The organism is Granulicella sp. S156 (assembly GCF_009766105.1).
GTDB lineage: Bacteria > Acidobacteriota > Terriglobia > Terriglobales > Acidobacteriaceae > Granulicella.
This window is the reverse complement of the sequence record NZ_LMUH01000022.1, coordinates 638082-655042: the sequence shown is the minus strand read 5'-3', so window position 1 is coordinate 655042 and position 16961 is coordinate 638082. Positions and strand designations below refer to the sequence as shown.

Genomic DNA, 16961 nt, shown 5'->3' with positions numbered 1-16961 from the left:
CGGTTCTTTAGGAACCGCCTTTTGCTTTTGGTCGTAGAGCGCGGCATAGCTATGTCACGTTGTTCAAACGCGGCATCTTATGTTGTGGCGGCAAGAGATATACAAACAATACCGATTCTCCCTGACGATCCTGTAGGGCTGCCTCTTTTACTCCAACCAGAAGTCTGCGGAGGGCGCATGGCAAATATCGTCGAAAACAAGTACTACCTTAAAACCGTTCATGAAGAGATTGACCTCTTCGACCGCAAGCTGGCGCACCTTTTGAACTTTGAGAGCTTCGACAACGAAGCCGACCGTGCTGCCGCAACGCGCAAGCTCACCCTGAAGCGCGATGCCCTGGTTCTGACTGCCAAGCGTCTTGCCGGTGACGGGATCGAGTTCAATCAGAACGATCTGCCCCGCTCCTTCCGTCCGAAAGACGCGCCTGTCGTCGAGGCTGAGGTGGTTGCGGAAACGGCACCGAAGAGTGCGGAACCCTTCGTTCCTGCTGGCGCTAACCGCAGCGCACGCCGGCAGAACTCGCCGTATGCCGGAACGTCGCTGGATTGGCAGTCGAGCGTGCAGCACTACATGCAGAAAAAAGCCAAGGCGTAGCTGACGTCAGCGTTGTGGTTCTAGCGGTACCCTCATTTTGTCATCTCGACTAAAGAGATGCGTTTGCATCCAGAGACCCCTGTGTTTTGCCTGCGCTTGGCAACCGTGCCAGCGTGGACAAAATACAGGGGTCTCTCCACTGCGCATGACGATAAAGCCATCATGCTTCGGTCGAGATGACAGCATTTAGAGGGATGCGCGGCAAAAGGCTACAACTATAAAACTGCTTTTGTGATGATCTCGCGGATGAGCGGCTGCTTTTGAGGCGGCTCGTCGGCGATTTCTACGGTTGCTTCCAACATGCGATAGGGCTCGTCGAGCAGGGCGGATTCTTCGCTGAAGAGCGTAAAAATCGGCTGACCCTCTTCTAGTTTGTCGCCCAGTTTTGCGTGTGATTCGATGCCGGCGTGGGCGCTGACGGGGTCGCCGGGTTTGGCGCGACCTGCGCCGAGGCGTTGCACGGCCCAGCCGACTTCCTTGCAGTCCATGCCAGCGAGATAGCCTGCGCGTGAGGCTTTGAGGACGCGTGTCGCCTTTGGCTGATGAAAGGCCGCCGGGTCGTTAAAGATGCTCGTGTCGCCCTTGTGGGCGGCGACGATCTGCAGCCACGACTTGTAGGCCGCGCCGGAGCGCAGGATGTCGTCGGCGAGTTTGGCTCCGGCCTCGGGTGTGGCCGACTTGCCGGCGAGGTAGAGCATCCAGCCGGAGAGGATGTTGGAGAGTTCGATGAGGTCGGAGGACATCGGATGGCGTTTGCCCTGCAGGATGTCGACGCACTCCCAGACCTCGACCCAGTTGCCGGAGAAGCGGCCTAGAGGCTCGTCCATGGTGGTGAGCAGCGCGGCGGTGCGGGTGCCAGCGAGTTCGCCGGTGGAAACCATCAGCTCGGCGAGGAACTTCGACTTCTCGTAGGTCGGCATGAAGGCGCCGGAGCCGACCTTGACATCGAGGACCAGGGCGTTCAGGCTCTCGGCGAGTTTTTTGCTCATGATGCTGGCGGTGATGAGGAAGGGCGACTCGACGGTGCCGGTGTGGTCGCGCATGGCGTAGAGGATGCGGTCGGCGGGAACGAGGCGCGGTGTCTGGCCGACGAGCGAGGCGTGGCACTCGCGCAGGACCTCGGCGAAACGTGTGAGCGGGAGCTGGGTGTCGAAGTTGGGGATGGTTTCGAGTTTGTCGAGGGTGCCTCCGGTGTGGCCGAGCGAGCGGCCGGAGATCATCGGGACGGAGATGCTTGGCGACAACTCTAGCCCTGCTGCTGCGATGGTCGGCGCGATGAGCAGGGAGCTTTTGTCTCCGACGCCTCCGGTGGAGTGCTTATCGACGGTGAAGGTGTGGAGCGGAGCGGCGTCGAAGGTCTCGCCGGAGAAGCGCATGGCTGTGGTGAGGTTGGCGAGTTCCGCGGGCGAGAGTCCGCGCTGGAAGACGGCCATGAGGAACGCGGCGATCTGGGCGTCGGTGACCTTGTCGGTGGCGGAGAGTGTGGCGGGTTTTTCGCCGCGGACTTCGGCCAGCTTCTGCTCGCCGTTGAGAACGATTGCGCGGACGAAGTGTTCGATCTCGGCTTTTGTAAGCTCAGCGCCGTCGCGCTTTTTGATGAGGATGTCGAGGGGGTAGAGTGCGTGTTCAGACATGGGTGAAGCTCTCTTGTAGCGGGATATTCAGTCGTGGAGATATTGGATGGGTGCTGGTGCTGAAGAGGTTTCTATTCAGCTATGAGCCACGAGGTAATGAGCTTCGAGGTTATTGGGGTTCGAGATATTCGTGGCGAAAGGCGTGGGGCAATAGCTCGCCAAGTGTTGTCGCTTTCTGCTCGTTGTCTTCGCCGGGGTAGAGGATGAGCGTCGAGTCGTCGCCGAACTCGGTAAGGGTCTGGCGGCAGGCGCCGCAGGGCATGGAGGCTGCGTGGTTGAGATTGGCGACGGCGACGGCACGCAGGCGGATCTCAGGGCCGTGTTCGGCGACGGCGCGGGCGATGGCACCCTGTTCAGCGCAGCTGGTCAGGCGATAGGAACAGTTTTCGACGTTGCAGCCGGTGACGATGCTGCCGTCGGTAAGCAGCAGTGCTGCACCTACGCGGAAGTGACTGTAGGGCGAGTAGGAGTGCTCGGCTGCGGCTGTTGCGAGCGCGCGAAGCTGCTCCTGCTCTGCGCTGGTGAGGGTGGCGGATTGGAAGGCTGTCTGCGGCATGGTGAGTCGTTTAGGGTAGTCGCTTGCCTGCGCGATGGCAAGCGCACGATGACCGGACGGCTACACCGGATGATTCAGATGGGAGCGCAGCTCTTCGGGGTGGTAGCAGTGAGCCAGGGCTGTCTCTCGGGAGATGCGTCCTGTGCGAACCAACTCGGCCAGCGATTGGTCCATGGTGGTCATGCCGTCGCTGCGTCCTGTCGATATGTGAGAACGAATCTGGTGATCCTGCCCTGTCCGGATGAGATTGCGGATAGCAGGTGTGCCGATCATGACTTCCACCGCAGGATAGCGCCCCACGGAGCCGATCCCGGGGATAAGCTGTTGCGCGATGACTGCCAGCAGCGCGAGCGATAGCTGCTGGCGAATCTGAGACTGATTGCTGGCGGGAAAGCTGTCCAGGATGCGTGACATTGTTTGAGCCGCGTCGTTGGTGTGCAAAGAGGACAGGACCAGGTGTCCGGTCTCGGCTGCTGTGAGCGCGGCGGCCATGGTCTCGCTGTCGCGCATCTCGCCGATGAGGATCACATCGGGATTCTGGCGCAGGACAGAGCGAACGGCCTGGGCGAAGTCCGGCGTGTCGTGGCCGACTTCGATCTGCTCCACGATGGAGTTGCGGTTTGCGTGCTGGTACTCGACAGGGTCTTCGATGGTAATGATGTGGTCTCGCCTGCGGGCGTTGATCAAGTCGATGAGCGCCGCCATGGTCGAGGTCTTGCCGGATCCGGTTGGTCCGGTGAGGAGGATCAGGCCTTGTCGACGTTCCGTTAATCGCGCTAGCACAGGAGGCAGATGCAGGGACTCGACGGTGGGAACCTGAGAGGGCAACAGCCGGATGCTGGCTGCGAGCGTGCCGCGCTGATAGTGAAAGTTGGCTCGGAACCTCCCGGTCGATCCACGAACGAAGCAGAAGTCGAGGGCTCGCTTGCTCTCGAGCTCCTTTGCCTGCTCATTCGTCAGGAGTGGGACCAACATGCCGCGAATGTCTTCCGGTGTTTGAATTTTGCCGGCGCCGGCTGCCAGGGATCCGTTAATGCGCAGTGTGATGGCAGATCCAGCTACAAGGAGAATGTCGGAGGCGCCTTGCTCGGCGGCTTGTGCGAGGAGGGAATCGAGCGAGGCCGTTTTGCCGGTCTTTGCGCCGGGCACGGTGCTGTTCAATTCATAGACAAGCTGGGACAAATCGTTTTCGTACGCAGGCATCGAATCTCCAGGTGCTTTGAGGGGCAATGGGGACTGTAGGGCGTCCCACACGTTATTTATGCTTAGACGGGCAGGATCGAATGATGGCTTCTAATTGTTGCGATTCCTGCCATGTCAGTGATTCCTAAGCTGTTTTTTCCAGCAATGACCGGCAGAATTGCATCTCATCCCCAGCAGCCGCGATGATGGTTGCGGAAAGCTGACGGAGAAGACGCACGTGGTTGAACGCAAGCGCGGCGAGGCTGTGAAGTCGAGCAAAACAAAGCGTTCCGTGCGAGCGGTGGGTGGCTCTGCGGATACGACAGGGCTTGAGCTGTTCCATCCTGTGACGGCGGAGTGGTTTCGTGAGGCGTTCAAAGATGTGACTCCGCCGCAGCGCGAGGGCTGGCCTGCGATTGCGCGTGGAGAGTCGACGCTGATTCTTGCTCCGACAGGCACGGGCAAGACGCTGACCGCGTTCCTCTGGTGTCTCGACAAGCTGATGTTGCGCGAGCCCGCAACGCAGCCTGGGTGCAGGGTGCTGTATGTCTCTCCGTTGAAAGCCTTGGCGGTGGATGTCGAGCGCAATCTGCGTGTGCCGATGGCGGGCATCGCGAGCGTGGCACAGCAGCAGGGCGTGGCGGTGCATCTGCCGGAGATCAGCGTGCGTACGGGCGACACTTCGCCGAAGGAGCGCGCGCGGTTCAAGCGGCATCCGGGCGAGATTCTCATCACGACGCCGGAGTCGTTGTATCTGCTGTTGACGTCGGATGCGGGCGAGGCGCTGCGTTCGGTCGAGACGATCATCATCGACGAGATTCATGCGCTTGTGCCGACAAAGCGCGGGGCGCATATGATGCTGTCGCTGGAGCGCCTGGAGGCCTTGTGCGGACGGACCCTTCAGCGCATTGGCCTGAGCGCGACACAGAGGCCGCTGGAAGAGGTTGCGCGTTTTCTGGGAGGAGCGGAAGGAAGAGCGAGTCAGCAGGTCAGCGAGTCAGCAAGTCAGCGAGTTAGAGAGTCAGCGGATCAGGTGGAGGGGTTGGGTAGGGAAGAACGTGAGCCTTTGGGCGTGCGGTATCGTCCTGTCACGATTGTGAATGCCGGGGCGAGGAAGAGGCTTGAGCTGACTGTCGAAGTGCCGGTTGAGGATATGGCGCGGCTGGGTGAGTCTTCTGATGGAACGACGGAGCAGGGACCGAAGCGTACGAGTATCTGGCAGTCGATTCAGCCACGGTTGTTGGAGATTGTGCGCGAGCGAACTTCGACGCTGATCTTTGTGAATGCGCGGCGTATCGCTGAGCGAATGGCGGGTGCGCTGAATGAGCTTGCGGGCGAGCCGATCGCGCGTGCGCATCATGGATCGCTTGCGGCGGCGCAGCGCAGCGAGATTGAAGAGTTGTTGAAGGCCGGGAAGATTAAGGCGCTGGTTTGCACCTCGTCGCTGGAGCTCGGTATCGACATGGGTGCGGTCGATCTGGTGGTGCAGATTGAATCGCCGCCAAGTGTGTCGAGCGGCATGCAGCGTATCGGACGCGCAGGACATCAGGTGGGTGCGCCGTCAGTGGGGATTATCTTTCCGAAGTATCGCGCGGACCTTGTGGCCTGCGCTGCGGTGACGCAGGCGATGCACGAAGGGCATGTGGAGTCGACGCGTTTCCTGCGCAATCCGCTCGATGTGCTGGCGCAACAGATGGTTGCGATCGTTGCCCATCCTCCGCTGCCGGTCGAGGAAGCGGAGTTGCGGCGAAGGCGCGAGAGGAGTGAAGAGGAGGAGGCTCCGGGCATCTCTTATGGCGCTCTGCTGGAGCTTGTTCGCAGCGCAGCGCCGTTCGCGGGGTTGAGCACGGCCGCCTTTGAGGGCGTGCTCGATATGCTGGCGGGCTTTTATCCTTCGGATGAGTTTGCAGAGCTGCGTCCACGCATCACGTGGGATCGCACGCGTAACTGGCTGACACCACGGCAGGGTGTGAAACGCATCGCGATCCTGAACGGCGGCACGATTCCGGATCGTGGATTGTATGGCGTGTTTCTGAGCGGCAATCATACGAAGCCCGTACGTGTGGGTGAACTGGATGAAGAGATGGTCTATGAGGCGCGGACGGGAGAGACGTTTCTGCTTGGCGCGTCGACGTGGCGTATCGACGAGATCACGCATGACCGCGTGCTGGTGAGTCCTGCGCCGGGCGAGCCGGGCAAGATGCCGTTCTGGCATGGCGATAAGGCAGGAAGGCCGATTGAGTTTGGCCGCCGCATTGGCGCGCTGATGCGCGAGTTGCGTGAGCTTCCGCGCGGTGCGGCGGTTACGAAGCTGACACGCGAGCACGATCTCGACCCGCAGGCCGCGGAGAATGTGCTGCGCTATCTTACCGATCAGGAGCTCGCGACGAAGGAGGTTCCTGACGATCGCATGCTGGTGATCGAACGGGTGCGGGATGAAGCTGGGGTGTGGCGTGTGTGTTGTCTGACGCCACTGGGTAGCAGAGTCCATGCGCCCTGGGCGATGGCAGCGACGGCGAAGCTCAAGGCCTCGGGACGCGATGTAGAAGCGATGTGGAGTGAGGACGGATTTGTACTGCGCTTTCCCGAGACGGATGAGCCGCCGGATATCGAGGCTCTCTTGCTGGGGCCGGAGGAGGCGGCCCAGTTGGTGATGCAGCAGCTTGGATCAACGGCGCTGTTCGCGGCGAAGTTTCGTGAGGCGGCATCGCGTGCCCTGTTGTTGCCGCGTCGCCGTGCGGATGGAAGGACGCCGCTCTGGCAGCAGCGAAAGCGTGCGTATGACCTGCTGGCTGTGGCGTCGCGTTATCCAGGTTTTCCGATATTGCTGGAGGCCTATCGCGAGTGCCTGCGTGATGTCTTCGACATGCCTGCGCTGATGGAGACGCTGCGGGCTGTCGAGAGTCGAGCCCTGCGTGTGCATGTGGTTGACTCGCAGACGCCGTCGCCGTTTGCGAAGGCGCTGCTGTTCAACTACATCATCACGTATATCTACGATGGCGATGCGCCGCTGGCCGAGCGCAGGGCGCAGGCGTTGAGTATCGACCAGGACCAATTGCGCGAGTTGATGGGAGATGCCGACCTGCGTGAGTTGCTCGACGTGAGCGCGATCGAAGAGACCGAAGAGCAGTTGCAGTGCGTCGTCGATCCTTACAAAGCGAGGTCGATGGATGGTGTGCACGATCTGCTGTTGCGGTTAGGTGACAGAACGCGTGCGGAGATCGCTGCGCGTTGTGTGAGCGAGGAGGTTGCAGACAGCGTCGACCGTTTGATTCAGTCGCAGCGTGTGCTGGAGCTGAAGATTGCGGGTGAGAAGCGCGTGATTGCTGTAGAAGATGCTGCACGCTTTCGCGATGCGCTGGGTGTGACTCTGCCTGCGGGATTGCCGCAGGCGTTTCTTTCGCCTGTGCCGGATGCGCTGCTGGATATCGTACGACGTTATGCGCGAACGCATGGGCCATTCACTACGGCTGATGTGGCGCAGCGATACAAGTTGTCCAACGAGAGTATTGAAGTAGTCCTGCAGCGGCTAGTCAATTTGGGCCGTGTGGCTGAAGGTGGATTCCGGCCCGGTGGTGTGCATCGTGAGTGGATCGATGTAGAGGTGCTGCGTGCTGTACGGCGCAAGTCGCTGGCGCGCCTGCGGAAAGAGATTGAACCGGTGGAGCAGCGCACGCTGGCGCGTTTGTTTACCCGTTGGCAGGGAGTGGTGCAACCGCGACGCGGGCTTGATGCACTGCTGGATACGATCGAAACTCTGCAAGGTGCGCCGCTGCCCGCAAGCCTGTTGGAGACTGAAATTCTGCCTGCGCGCATTGCAGGATACAAACCTGCCGATCTCGACACGCTGATTGCGGCGGGAGAGGTGGTGTGGGCCGGCTTCGAGCCGCTGGGGGAACGCGATGGGCGCGTGGGGCTGTATCTTGCGGAGAAGCTGCCGCTGTTGTGGCCTCCGAAGGCAGGAAACAGCAAACAGGAAAGAGGAAACAGCGAGACGGAACAGAAGATTGTGGCGTATCTGCAAGCGAATGGGGCGTCGTTTTTTCAGCCGCTGCATGAGGCTATAGGCGGTGGCTATCCGGGTGAGACGATTGAGGCGCTGTGGGCGCTGGTGTGGAAAGGGCTGCTGACCAATGACGCGGTTCATGCGCTGCGTGCTTATTGCGAGAAGCCTGCAGGCAGCGGGCGTGGTGCAAAGCCGTCGCGGCGGGTGCATCAGCAGACGGGGTTTCGCAGCCGGCGTACTACGCCTCCTACGGCGCAGGGACGTTGGAGTCTGAACGAAGTGGCGTTTGACGGCGACGCGCCTGCGCGTGCGACCGCATGGAGCCATGCGATGGCGCAGCAGTTGCTCGCACGCTATGGCGTGGTGTTTCGTGAGACGGCCCATGCGGAGAATCTTCCAGGGGGATTTTCCGCGGTGTACGACGTGCTGAAGGCGCTGGAGGAGAGTGGACGTGTGCGTCGTGGATACTTTGCAGCCGACCTCGGCGCGACGCAGTTCGCGATGCCCGCTGCGGTGGATCTGCTGCGGAGTCTTCGAACCAACGTGCAGGAGCAGGCGAGCGAGGTGGTGATGCTCGCCGCAACCGATCCTGCGAATCCGTATGGTGCGTTATTGCGCTGGCCTGCTGCTCCGGAAGAAGGTTCCTCGCTGACGCGGAGTGTGGGGGCGCGTGTGGTGCTGGTCGATGGTGCGCTGACTGCGTATCTGCGCCGCGGTAATACGAATGTGCAGGTGATGCTGCCGGAGGATGAACCTGCGTGTTCGCAGACGGCTCGTGCTCTCGCGGAGTTTTTTGTGGCGAATGCGCAACGCGAAGAGGGTGAGGATGAGGGGCACAGGCTTAAGGGGATGCTGATTACGGCAATCAATGGTGTGCCGGTGGCGGAGCATCCGTTGGCAAGGTTTTTGCTGGAGGCTGGGTTTCAGGCTGCGCCGGCGGGGTTCAATGTGCGACGGAGGCCGATAAGTGTGCAAGTGCCGTGATCGGGTGAAAAGTAAAAGCTGCGACAACCGCAACCGCTCTTCTACTCGATTTAGAGCATTTCCCGTGCAGGTTTAGAGCAGCGGGAGAAAGTGTTGTGTCGGTTGGAACATTGGAGATGTGGCATACATGGGCAGGAGCAGTCGGGCGTTCGCCCGATGCCCACCTAGGCGCAAAAAACGCGCCGAAGATGGGGCACCCGGATCGGTGGCTCTCTCTGTAAGAAGAAATGCTCTAGGTAACTGCTCTAAGCTGGGGAAAGCGCCTTCAGCTGGGGATAGCGCTTGTAGATTCGGCGCTGGTCGTCTGCGCTGAGTTGTTGCAGGGGGATGGGTTTGTCCTGCGGCCGCGTGCCTTTCTGATTGAGCACATTCATCAGGCTCCACTCGCGCTGCAGACCGTGCGGCTCTTCAGCCTTCAGGTCATATCGTGTGAAGTCGATAGCGAGCGGTGGGCTGTTCTTTGTCCAGTCATGCAGGAGCGCCAGGCGGAAGTTGCGGTTCATGAACCATTCGATCTCCAGGTTCTTCTCGGAGCCGGGTGCACCGGTTCCTTTGGCGTCGAAACGGTAGTTGAGCGATGCATTGTTGGGGGTGTGCTTGCGCCACTCCATACCGAATGCGCCTTCGGTGATGACCTGGGTGTCGGGCCATCTGTCGCGTACGTTCTGTAGCCAGTAGGTAAGGTCTTCGTCGTGGCCGATGGAGACCTCCCAGATCGCCGTGACCCATCCAAAGTTGTTGAGAGCGTGGCCGCGGTCGAAGTGCATCGCGGTGGTATCCATCATCTCTCTACGTCCGACATCCTTGCCGAGATTACCCACCGCTTCAATCGGCCCCACACCTAGACGGCTATTGAAGCCGCCTTGAAATCCGTCCCGCCGCGCGGAGAGAAAGTCGCAGGTCCAGCCATCGAGGCACACGCAGTCGATAAAATCCGCTGGGCCCTGGGCGGGCTTCAGGTAGTGTTCGCGGCTGGGGTAGTAGGGATAGCAGATGCCTCCGTCGCCATCGCCGTGATCGATTCCGTGCTGGCTCCAGATCTGTCCCTGGCAGACATGGATGCCTTCTTCTGTGGCGAGGAGGCGCTGATTCTCTGAATCCATGAAACCGGCGATGATGCACTCCGGGCGATAGCCGCCGCCAACCATGTTGGAGATCATTCCCAGCGCTTTGTGAATCGTCTGCTGGATGTGTTCGCGCGTGTCGTACATGGGCGCGAAGTAGCCACCTGGAATAAAGGTGATCTCGTCTCCGTAGCGATCATGGTACGAAGCCAGCAAACGCCGCGCTTCCTGGTACTCCTTACGGCTGTCGTTGAGAGCCAGCCAGCTAATCGCCCAGGTCATCTTGCCGTCCGGACACCCTCTTGCAAAGGCTTCGCGCCGTGAGCGGATGTGGTCTGGGCTATTGTCTCCGGACTCATCTTCACCAATGGATTGATTGGGTGTCACCTCAATTTGATTCACTCGTACGAGAGAGACGTGCGTTACAAATCTTCCGCGCAAGGGAGAAGAAGCCTCGGCAAGGGCCGGGGAGCTTACTCCCGATAGGGGCAGAGCGAAAGCTGCTGCCGCGCCCGCTGCCCCGCCAAGAAAATGCCGTCTGGTCCAATTTCTACTCATACACCTTCGTTCCTCTTCGCTTGGTTTTCATCCACGACTCTGGTGATTGTCCTTTTTCTCGGCAGGCGGATGTTCGCAGGGAGGAGGATCTCTAGTTGTGTCTCAACAACTGTCGCAAGAATCGACGGATACTGCAACGTCTCGTGACTATCATGAAGGCGTGAGGGTTCGATGGATATCAAACAACTGAGGTCATTTGTTGCAGTCGCGAACGTTTTGAATTTCAGCCGTGCCGCACGACAGCTCCACCTGTCGCAACCGGCGTTGAGCACTCAGATTCAGGCTCTCGAAAACCACCTCGGTGCCCGGCTATTGGAGCGGAACAGGCGGACGGTTCGGCTCACTGCAGCAGGTGCATCCTTGTTAGCCGATGCCGAATATCTCTTTCAGCAAATCGCTGATATCGAGTTGCGGGTTGCGCGAATCTCTTCCGGAGAGATTGGTCATCTGCGGATTGGCTTTGTGGCTTCAGCTACGCTCGAATTGATTCCCGCCATCGCCACGGCTTTCCAGAAGCAGTATCCAGGGGTAACTCTGGAGCTCCGTAATATTCCGACTGTTCAACAGGTAGACGCTCTTCGGGCAGGAGTCATCGATGCGGGCTTTGTTCGTATGCCGCTGAAGGAGGAGGGGCTTTCCCTCGATTTGGTTTATCGCGAACCGTTTGCAATCGTGGTCTCCAAAAGCCATCCGCTTGCGCGTCAAAAAAACCTGTCGGCTAAACAACTCTCTGATATGCCGTTTATTGCGTATGGACGACGGTGGGCGCCTTCCTTTTTTGACTACTGGACCGGACTCTGCCGTGACGCGGGTTTTTCACCAAACATCGTTCAGGAGACCGCAGAGATGGAAACGGCCCTTATGTTGGTGGCCGCTGGAATGGGAGTTGCGATTCTGCCCGAAGGAATCACCCGGCGAAACCGAAAGATTGTCGCAGTTACGGTTCTGAATCGGGAGAAGATTCGCTCGGAGATCGGCATTGCTACAGCCCAGAATAAACAGACACCGCTTCTCCAGCATCTGATCGCGACGGCGAAGAAGGTTGGGCAGCCATAGAGTAGTTCCCGAAGTGGTATGGAGATATGTTGTTTTGTTTTGCGGATTGTCATTCCGACCTTGTACGAGCAAAGAACGGGAGAAAGCAGGTTCCTCCCCTTCGGCTACGCTCAGGGCGGAATGACAACCAGAAAACAAAAGCAACGGCAATTACTTTTCTACACCATTCGGGATTTACCTTAAGCCACTGTAGTGAGCTGCTGCACCAGTTATTCGTTTTATCTATAAGAGCGTTCCAAACATACAGTAAGCACGTCTTCTCCTTCGGCAGTCTAATGGTTGTGTAAAGCTTTTGGGCCACATGATCCGACTAAAGGAGACGTCCGATGAAAACGATAGACGAAGTAGAAGAGCAGACGACTGGGGAAGGGGTTCCCTCCCACGAGCAGAAGACGCTGTCACGCCGCATGTTTGTCGAAGCGGCGGCCCTGGCTGGTGCAGGACTGGTGACGGCGACTGCGATGGCACAATCGCGGCAAGAGTCGCAGGCTGGAAGGCAAGGGGATAGCCCAAGCGATCCTGGCCCGGAGAACACTGTGTTGCTGCGGGAAAATCCCAGCGCGAACACGCCACCGTTCACGGATCATGGGAACCCAGCTCCTATCTGGTACTCCTTCGATCTGACGGCAAAGCGGATGCAAGGCGGCGGCTGGACGCATCAGGTCACGGAACGTGAGTTGCCGCAATCGAAAGAGATCGCCGGCGTCAACATGCGGCTGACCGCAGGGTCCTTCCGCGAGTTGCACTGGCACCTTGCCGATGAGTGGGCGATCATGCTGTCCGGTAAAGCACGTATCAGCATCATGCAGCCCGATGGCAAGATGTTCATCGACGACATTGGTGTAGGGGATCTGTGGTACTTCCCAGCGGGGTTCCCGCATTCGATTCAGGGTCTAGAAGGAGATGGCTGCGAGTTCCTGCTGGTCTTCAATCAAGGAAACTTTTCGGAGGACGATACCTTCCTGCTTTCAGAGTTCCTGGCTCACACGCCGCCAGAGGTCGTCCAGAAGAATATGGGATGGTCGAGGCAGGAGTGGGATCAGCTGCCTCCCACCGAGTTGTACATCTTCGCCTCTCAGCTTCCGGGGCCCCTCGAAGACGACAGGCGCTTTCTGGGCAAGTACCTTGAAACGAATAACAAGTACACCTTCAAGGCGTCGTCCATGGCACCGACGACGAAGACTGCTGGTGGCGAAGTTCGTATTATCGACTCCACTAATTTTCTCGTCGCGCAGAATATCGCTTCCGCCATCGTCACGATCAAGCCGGGTGGAATGCGGGAGATGCATTGGCACCCGAATGTGAGCGAGTGGCAATACTGGATCAAGGGCAAGGGCCGGATGACCGTGGTGCTGACCGGAGGCAAAGCCCGCACCATGGACTTCAACGCGAACGATGTTGGGTACGTGCCCGCCATGGCAGGTCATTACGTCGAGAACACCGGAACGGAAGACATCGTCTTCCTGGAGATGTTCAAGACCTCGCATTACCAGGACGTCTCGCTGAATCAATGGATCGCTCGGATGCCGGACAAGATGGCTCAGGCTCACCTGAAGCTTCCAGTCTCGACGATCCGTCGCGCACCGCAGGATAAGGAAATCCTGCTGCCTGAATAGCTGCAGGCAACTTCTGCACGGGTAGCCTATGCAGGCGCATAGGCTACCGTACCCCTCACAATAGTGACTCGGCCACAGTGACGTATGGACCGATGGTCAACAGGTTGAAATTCGAACACGACCCGCAGACCCGCCTGGCGATATTGTTTGGCCGGTACTCATTCCCCCTCCGCACGCCACCAAGTACTATGGAATCTCACTAAGACGGTTTACCTTCGCGCCGGGAAATACGACGTGTGTGAGGGGGCCTGGGTTTCCGATAACTGACGGTAATGTTTGGGAGCGAGGATATGGCAAAGTGGCTATTGGGCGGTGTCGCTGCAACCGTGGTTGCTCTTATGTTGATGGCGCTGCCAATTCGGGCGCAGTTGCCGACGATCTCGGACGTGAACCGAGGCGGCGACGCTCCGGCGGCAGGCCCGCTGCCGGACTGGGACGTGGCGGTGCTGAAACCGCATCCTGCCGAGGATCCCGGGATGTCCTGGCGGATGACCGCGGATGGTCTGAGTTTGGTGAACCTGCCGCTGGAGCAGATGATCTGCAGCGCGTGGGATCTGAAGCCGTATCAGGTATCCGGGTTAAACGGATGGATGAAAAGTAGCACGTTCGACCTGACCGCAAAGGTCAGCGGCAACGACGTAGCCGCCTACAAGAAGCTGAACGTCGCGCAGCGCCGGGAGATGCTGCAGAAGCTTCTGACCGAGCGCTTTCAATTGAAGGTCCACATGGAGACGAAGACGCTGCCGGTGTATGACCTGGTGGTCGATAAGAGCGGGTCAAAGCTGAAGGTGTCGACGGCCATCGAAGCGCCTTCGGCCGAAGAGTGGAAGGCGAATCCTGACAAGTACAAGAAGGGCTCCATGTCGATGGGCCCCGGGATGTTCGAGGGCTCGGGCGTGCCGGTACGGTCGTTGACGAGCCAATTGGGGAACGCGCTGGGCAAACCGGTGCACGACGCAACAGGGCTGACGGGTGTGTATGACATCACGCTCCACTTCCGCCCGGAAGAGGCAGCGGCCGGCAGCGACGACAACGCCGATGTGCCGTCGGTCTTCTCTGCGGTGCAGGAGCAGTTGGGGCTGAAGTTGGTTCCAGGCAAAGGGCCGGTGCAGACGCTAGTCGTGGATGCGGCGCAGAAACCGGAAGCGGACTAAGCGTGCAAAACTAACGGCAGGTCTTGGGCTGATGGTGCGGTTGACTGGCGAGCCCAAGCGACGCGGCGACGCTCCGGATACCGCTAAGAGAGCGATCTGAGATCTGGGCCACCCGTCTAGTTAGCCTACGTATTCTTTTCTGGAGACCGAGTCATGTCATGGTTGCGCAGAGATGTTCTGCTATCGCTCCCCTTGTCTGTTCTTGCATTCCCGCTTGAATCCGCGAAACTGCACGCCGAATCCTCTGGGGCATGGAGATTGACCGAGGATTCAGAGCCGTTGGTTCCCGATGCGAAACTGCGTCGACAGATTTTTCGCGCACTCGATGCGGCGCAAGACGCGGGCACCGGCGCAACGATTTCGCATTTCAAAGTTCGCGCAGCAACGGTGCTGGAAATAGCTGGTCAGGAGCAGGTTGTACTGGGAGGCAACACGGAATATGACCTGCCAGAGGCGATTCACGGCGAGACATCGCTACTCAACCATGTAACGGCGGATTACGGCGCAGAAGTTACGCGTCACGCGGTGCGTTTTATTGCCTTCTACGGCGACCACAGCGGCGGTGCTGGGAGTTGCGGAGATTGCCGAGACTTTCAAATGGCCTCAACTGATTGGGAACACCTGCTGATCGTGTCCGGCCAGTCGTTGGATCACACCGTGAAGGTTACGCGATTTTCGGATCAGATTGTGGGTGAACGAAGCTTTCCGGAGGTCAAGGCGGAGGAGATAGCGCTGGCGCCTGGGGCCCTCGAGAAACTTGTAAAGTCGGCACAGGAGGCCCGACTCGGCGGAGTTACATTGTTTACGACGTTTCGGCACACGGGGGCCGCTGGTCTTGCATATTCCGAAAAGATCTACCGCGCAGCGGGATGCGATGATGCGGCGTTCCATTATCGCTATCCGATTGGCGGGCTTCTGCAGCAGGCGCAAACTGAGCGCGACTATTTCCTGCGTGCGATTGTGGTGAGCGGCGAGCAAGGTCAATGGCCCGTGATCAATTATCGCGACCGACAATATGGATATGAGGCGAGCAGCTTTAATCATGAGGTGGGCCTGCCGCCAGTCAAGCTAATCCTGACAAATGGACAAGGCCAATACCGAATGACGACGTTTGAGGCGTCTCTGCCGCGTGCGTTCAGCACGGTGAACTTCAGACCGGAAGCTGTAAAAGAGTTTCTCCAGACTCATCGGGTAGACAGGTAGGAAGCAAACTCATTCGAGCATTTTTACCGTTGCTGTGATCCAGCAAAGATTGTGCAGTGTGGTTTTCCCTGGGAGAAAACCACGTAAAAGCCATTCACTCCGGCTTATAACCACAGCGAAAATGCTCTATTTCACTGGAGGCCCATCGAAGTGGAATACCTCGCGCAGAGGCGACCACTTCTCTCCTGGCAAAGCATCGGGCATCTGGGCCTGCATGGGGTCCATGATCTTCCACCAACGCTGGGTCTCGGGGTCCGCTGCCATCTTGCGCATGTCGGCTGCGTAGTCTGTGCCGTGGTACTCGAAGTAGGCGAACAGGACACCGTTGCGCAGAAAGATGCTGTAGTTGCGGATGCCGCAGTCGGCAATTCTTTCAAGGACACCTGGCCACACATCGGCGTGGTAACGGATGTACTCTGCTTCGTCTTCGGCGCGGAGTTGAATGACTTGAGCGTAACGCTGCAATGAAGGATCCCCCTGAGACATCGTGTGTCGAGCCAATATAACCCGGCAGCAAAGGCAGCCAGATAGCTAATCTATTTCAACCGTAGAGAATTACGGTCAATCGGCGTGGGCCGTGGACTCCACGAATGCGCGTCATCTCAATGTCGGATGTTGCAGATGGCCCGGAGATCGTGGTGATGGGTTTGGTGGTGCTGCCTGCGATGGCTGCGAGGGCTTCGGGTACAAGCTCGAAGACCTGGTTGCGACGTACGAGGCAGATGTGGTGGTCGGGAAGCAGCGTGATCACGCGGCGTCCCTGGGCGCCGCCATGGACGAGGAGGATGGTGCCGGTTGAGGCGACTGCGGCCTCGCAGGTTGTCACTACGGCCTCGACGCCTTCGATCTCGGTGGTTGGCAGATCGTTGTCTGCCTTGAAGCCGAAGCCTTCGGGGAGCCATGCAGAGGGAAAGGCGGGAGCGACGAGAGCACGGTGTTCGTCCGCGTGCTGCAGGGCCTGTGCAATGGCTTCTGGGATCTCGGCTTCAGAGTCGATCTGGATGATCTCGCTGTCGTAGTCGACGAGCCGGTCGATGAAGAGGTGGAGGCAGGCTTCGCGATCGAGGCGGCCCACGCGGTTGTAGGTGTGTGAGATGCGCGCGTGCGCGGCCACTGGATCGGATGGCGCCGTGTGCAGCGCAGAACGGATGCGCGCAAGGATCTCTTCGCGGGCGGTCATTGCGGCTCCTTGTCTTTCTGCGACGAGCGGGTCTTCCACCAGTCACGGAAGCTCTGTTTGGGAATGGGGCGGAGATCGCGCGAGCGTGTCCAGCCGCCAGCCATGCCGGGCAGGTTGGTCAGCTGGCCGTCGCGTTTGAAGATCGTCTGGCCTACGCGTGCCAGTCGCTGTGCG

General features: G+C 59.2%; 12 protein-coding genes. 6 read left to right on the top strand and 6 right to left on the bottom strand.

Annotation, left to right across the window (positions count from 1 at the left end; all coding sequences use genetic code 11):
- Nucleotides 1–177: 177 nt before the first annotated feature.
- A complete protein-coding gene (locus GSQ91_RS18420) occupies nt 178–594 on the top strand; it encodes a hypothetical protein (protein WP_158823199.1) in 417 nt (138 codons plus the stop codon).
- Between the two features lie 215 nt (nt 595–809).
- Here the strand turns inward: GSQ91_RS18420 and GSQ91_RS18415 are convergent, their stop codons facing one another.
- The 3 genes from GSQ91_RS18415 to GSQ91_RS18405 form a co-directional block, all read right to left on the bottom strand.
- A complete protein-coding gene (locus GSQ91_RS18415; RefSeq protein ID WP_158823198.1) occupies nt 810–2228 on the bottom strand; it encodes a thymidine phosphorylase in 1419 nt (472 codons plus the stop codon).
- A gap of 109 nt (nt 2229–2337) precedes the next feature.
- Nucleotides 2338–2784, bottom strand: a complete 447-nt coding sequence (locus GSQ91_RS18410) for a cytidine deaminase (protein WP_158823197.1) — start codon at nt 2782–2784, stop codon at nt 2338–2340.
- 60 nt (nt 2785–2844) lie between these two features.
- Nucleotides 2845–3987 (bottom strand): type IV pilus twitching motility protein PilT, encoded by a 1143-nt coding sequence (locus tag GSQ91_RS18405; RefSeq protein WP_158823196.1) that lies wholly within the window; start codon nt 3985–3987, stop codon nt 2845–2847.
- A gap of 271 nt (nt 3988–4258) precedes the next feature.
- Between GSQ91_RS18405 and GSQ91_RS18400 the strand changes: the two genes are divergently transcribed.
- Nucleotides 4259–8956, top strand: a complete 4698-nt coding sequence (locus GSQ91_RS18400; RefSeq protein WP_254064705.1) for a DEAD/DEAH box helicase — start codon at nt 4259–4261, stop codon at nt 8954–8956.
- A 245-nt stretch (nt 8957–9201) separates the two neighbouring features.
- Here GSQ91_RS18400 and GSQ91_RS18395 read toward each other — a convergent pair whose 3' ends face one another.
- Nucleotides 9202–10578 (bottom strand): DUF3863 domain-containing protein, encoded by a 1377-nt coding sequence (locus tag GSQ91_RS18395; RefSeq protein ID WP_158823195.1) that lies wholly within the window; start codon nt 10576–10578, stop codon nt 9202–9204.
- 171 nt (nt 10579–10749) lie between these two features.
- Between GSQ91_RS18395 and GSQ91_RS18390 the strand changes: the two genes are divergently transcribed.
- From GSQ91_RS18390 to GSQ91_RS18375, 4 genes are all read left to right on the top strand, one after another.
- On the top strand, nt 10750–11634 hold the full coding sequence (locus tag GSQ91_RS18390; protein WP_158823194.1) for a LysR family transcriptional regulator: 885 nt from the start codon (nt 10750–10752) through the stop codon (nt 11632–11634).
- Between the two features lie 326 nt (nt 11635–11960).
- Nucleotides 11961–13250, top strand: coding sequence for a cupin domain-containing protein (locus GSQ91_RS18385; RefSeq protein ID WP_158823193.1), 1290 nt, complete (start codon nt 11961–11963; stop codon nt 13248–13250).
- Nucleotides 13251–13540: 290 nt separating this feature from the next.
- Nucleotides 13541–14404: a TIGR03435 family protein gene (locus GSQ91_RS18380; protein WP_158823192.1), complete on the top strand. Its 864-nt coding sequence runs from the start codon at nt 13541–13543 to the stop codon at nt 14402–14404.
- Nucleotides 14405–14557: 153 nt separating this feature from the next.
- Complete coding sequence (locus GSQ91_RS18375; protein WP_158823191.1) at nt 14558–15607, top strand: hypothetical protein; 1050 nt, start codon at nt 14558–14560, stop codon at nt 15605–15607.
- A gap of 126 nt (nt 15608–15733) precedes the next feature.
- On the opposite strand, the gene GSQ91_RS18370 is transcribed toward GSQ91_RS18375, so the two are convergent.
- Together GSQ91_RS18370 and GSQ91_RS18365 are read right to left on the bottom strand one after the other, a co-directional pair.
- Nucleotides 15734–16072 carry an L-rhamnose mutarotase gene (locus tag GSQ91_RS18370; protein WP_158823286.1) on the bottom strand — a complete coding sequence of 113 codons (339 nt, stop codon included), beginning with the start codon at nt 16070–16072 and terminating at the stop codon, nt 15734–15736.
- A 76-nt stretch (nt 16073–16148) separates the two neighbouring features.
- Nucleotides 16149–16787 carry an LUD domain-containing protein gene (locus GSQ91_RS18365; protein ID WP_158823190.1) on the bottom strand — a complete coding sequence of 213 codons (639 nt, stop codon included), beginning with the start codon at nt 16785–16787 and terminating at the stop codon, nt 16149–16151.
- Nucleotides 16788–16961: the final 174 nt, after the last annotated feature.

Coding starts and splice junctions, on each gene's coding strand:
- GSQ91_RS18375 (WP_158823191.1), top strand. CDS start 14,558: ATGTCATGGTTGCGCAGAGATGTTCTGCTATCGCTCCCCTTGTCTGTT.
- GSQ91_RS18420 (WP_158823199.1), top strand. CDS start 178: ATGGCAAATATCGTCGAAAACAAGTACTACCTTAAAACCGTTCATGAA.
- GSQ91_RS18380 (WP_158823192.1), top strand. CDS start 13,541: ATGGCAAAGTGGCTATTGGGCGGTGTCGCTGCAACCGTGGTTGCTCTT.
- GSQ91_RS18390 (WP_158823194.1), top strand. CDS start 10,750: ATGGATATCAAACAACTGAGGTCATTTGTTGCAGTCGCGAACGTTTTG.
- GSQ91_RS18415 (WP_158823198.1), bottom strand. CDS start 2,228: ATGTCTGAACACGCACTCTACCCCCTCGACATCCTCATCAAAAAGCGC.
- GSQ91_RS18395 (WP_158823195.1), bottom strand. CDS start 10,578: ATGAGTAGAAATTGGACCAGACGGCATTTTCTTGGCGGGGCAGCGGGC.
- GSQ91_RS18405 (WP_158823196.1), bottom strand. CDS start 3,987: ATGCCTGCGTACGAAAACGATTTGTCCCAGCTTGTCTATGAATTGAAC.
- GSQ91_RS18385 (WP_158823193.1), top strand. CDS start 11,961: ATGAAAACGATAGACGAAGTAGAAGAGCAGACGACTGGGGAAGGGGTT.
- GSQ91_RS18365 (WP_158823190.1), bottom strand. CDS start 16,787: ATGACCGCCCGCGAAGAGATCCTTGCGCGCATCCGTTCTGCGCTGCAC.
- GSQ91_RS18410 (WP_158823197.1), bottom strand. CDS start 2,784: ATGCCGCAGACAGCCTTCCAATCCGCCACCCTCACCAGCGCAGAGCAG.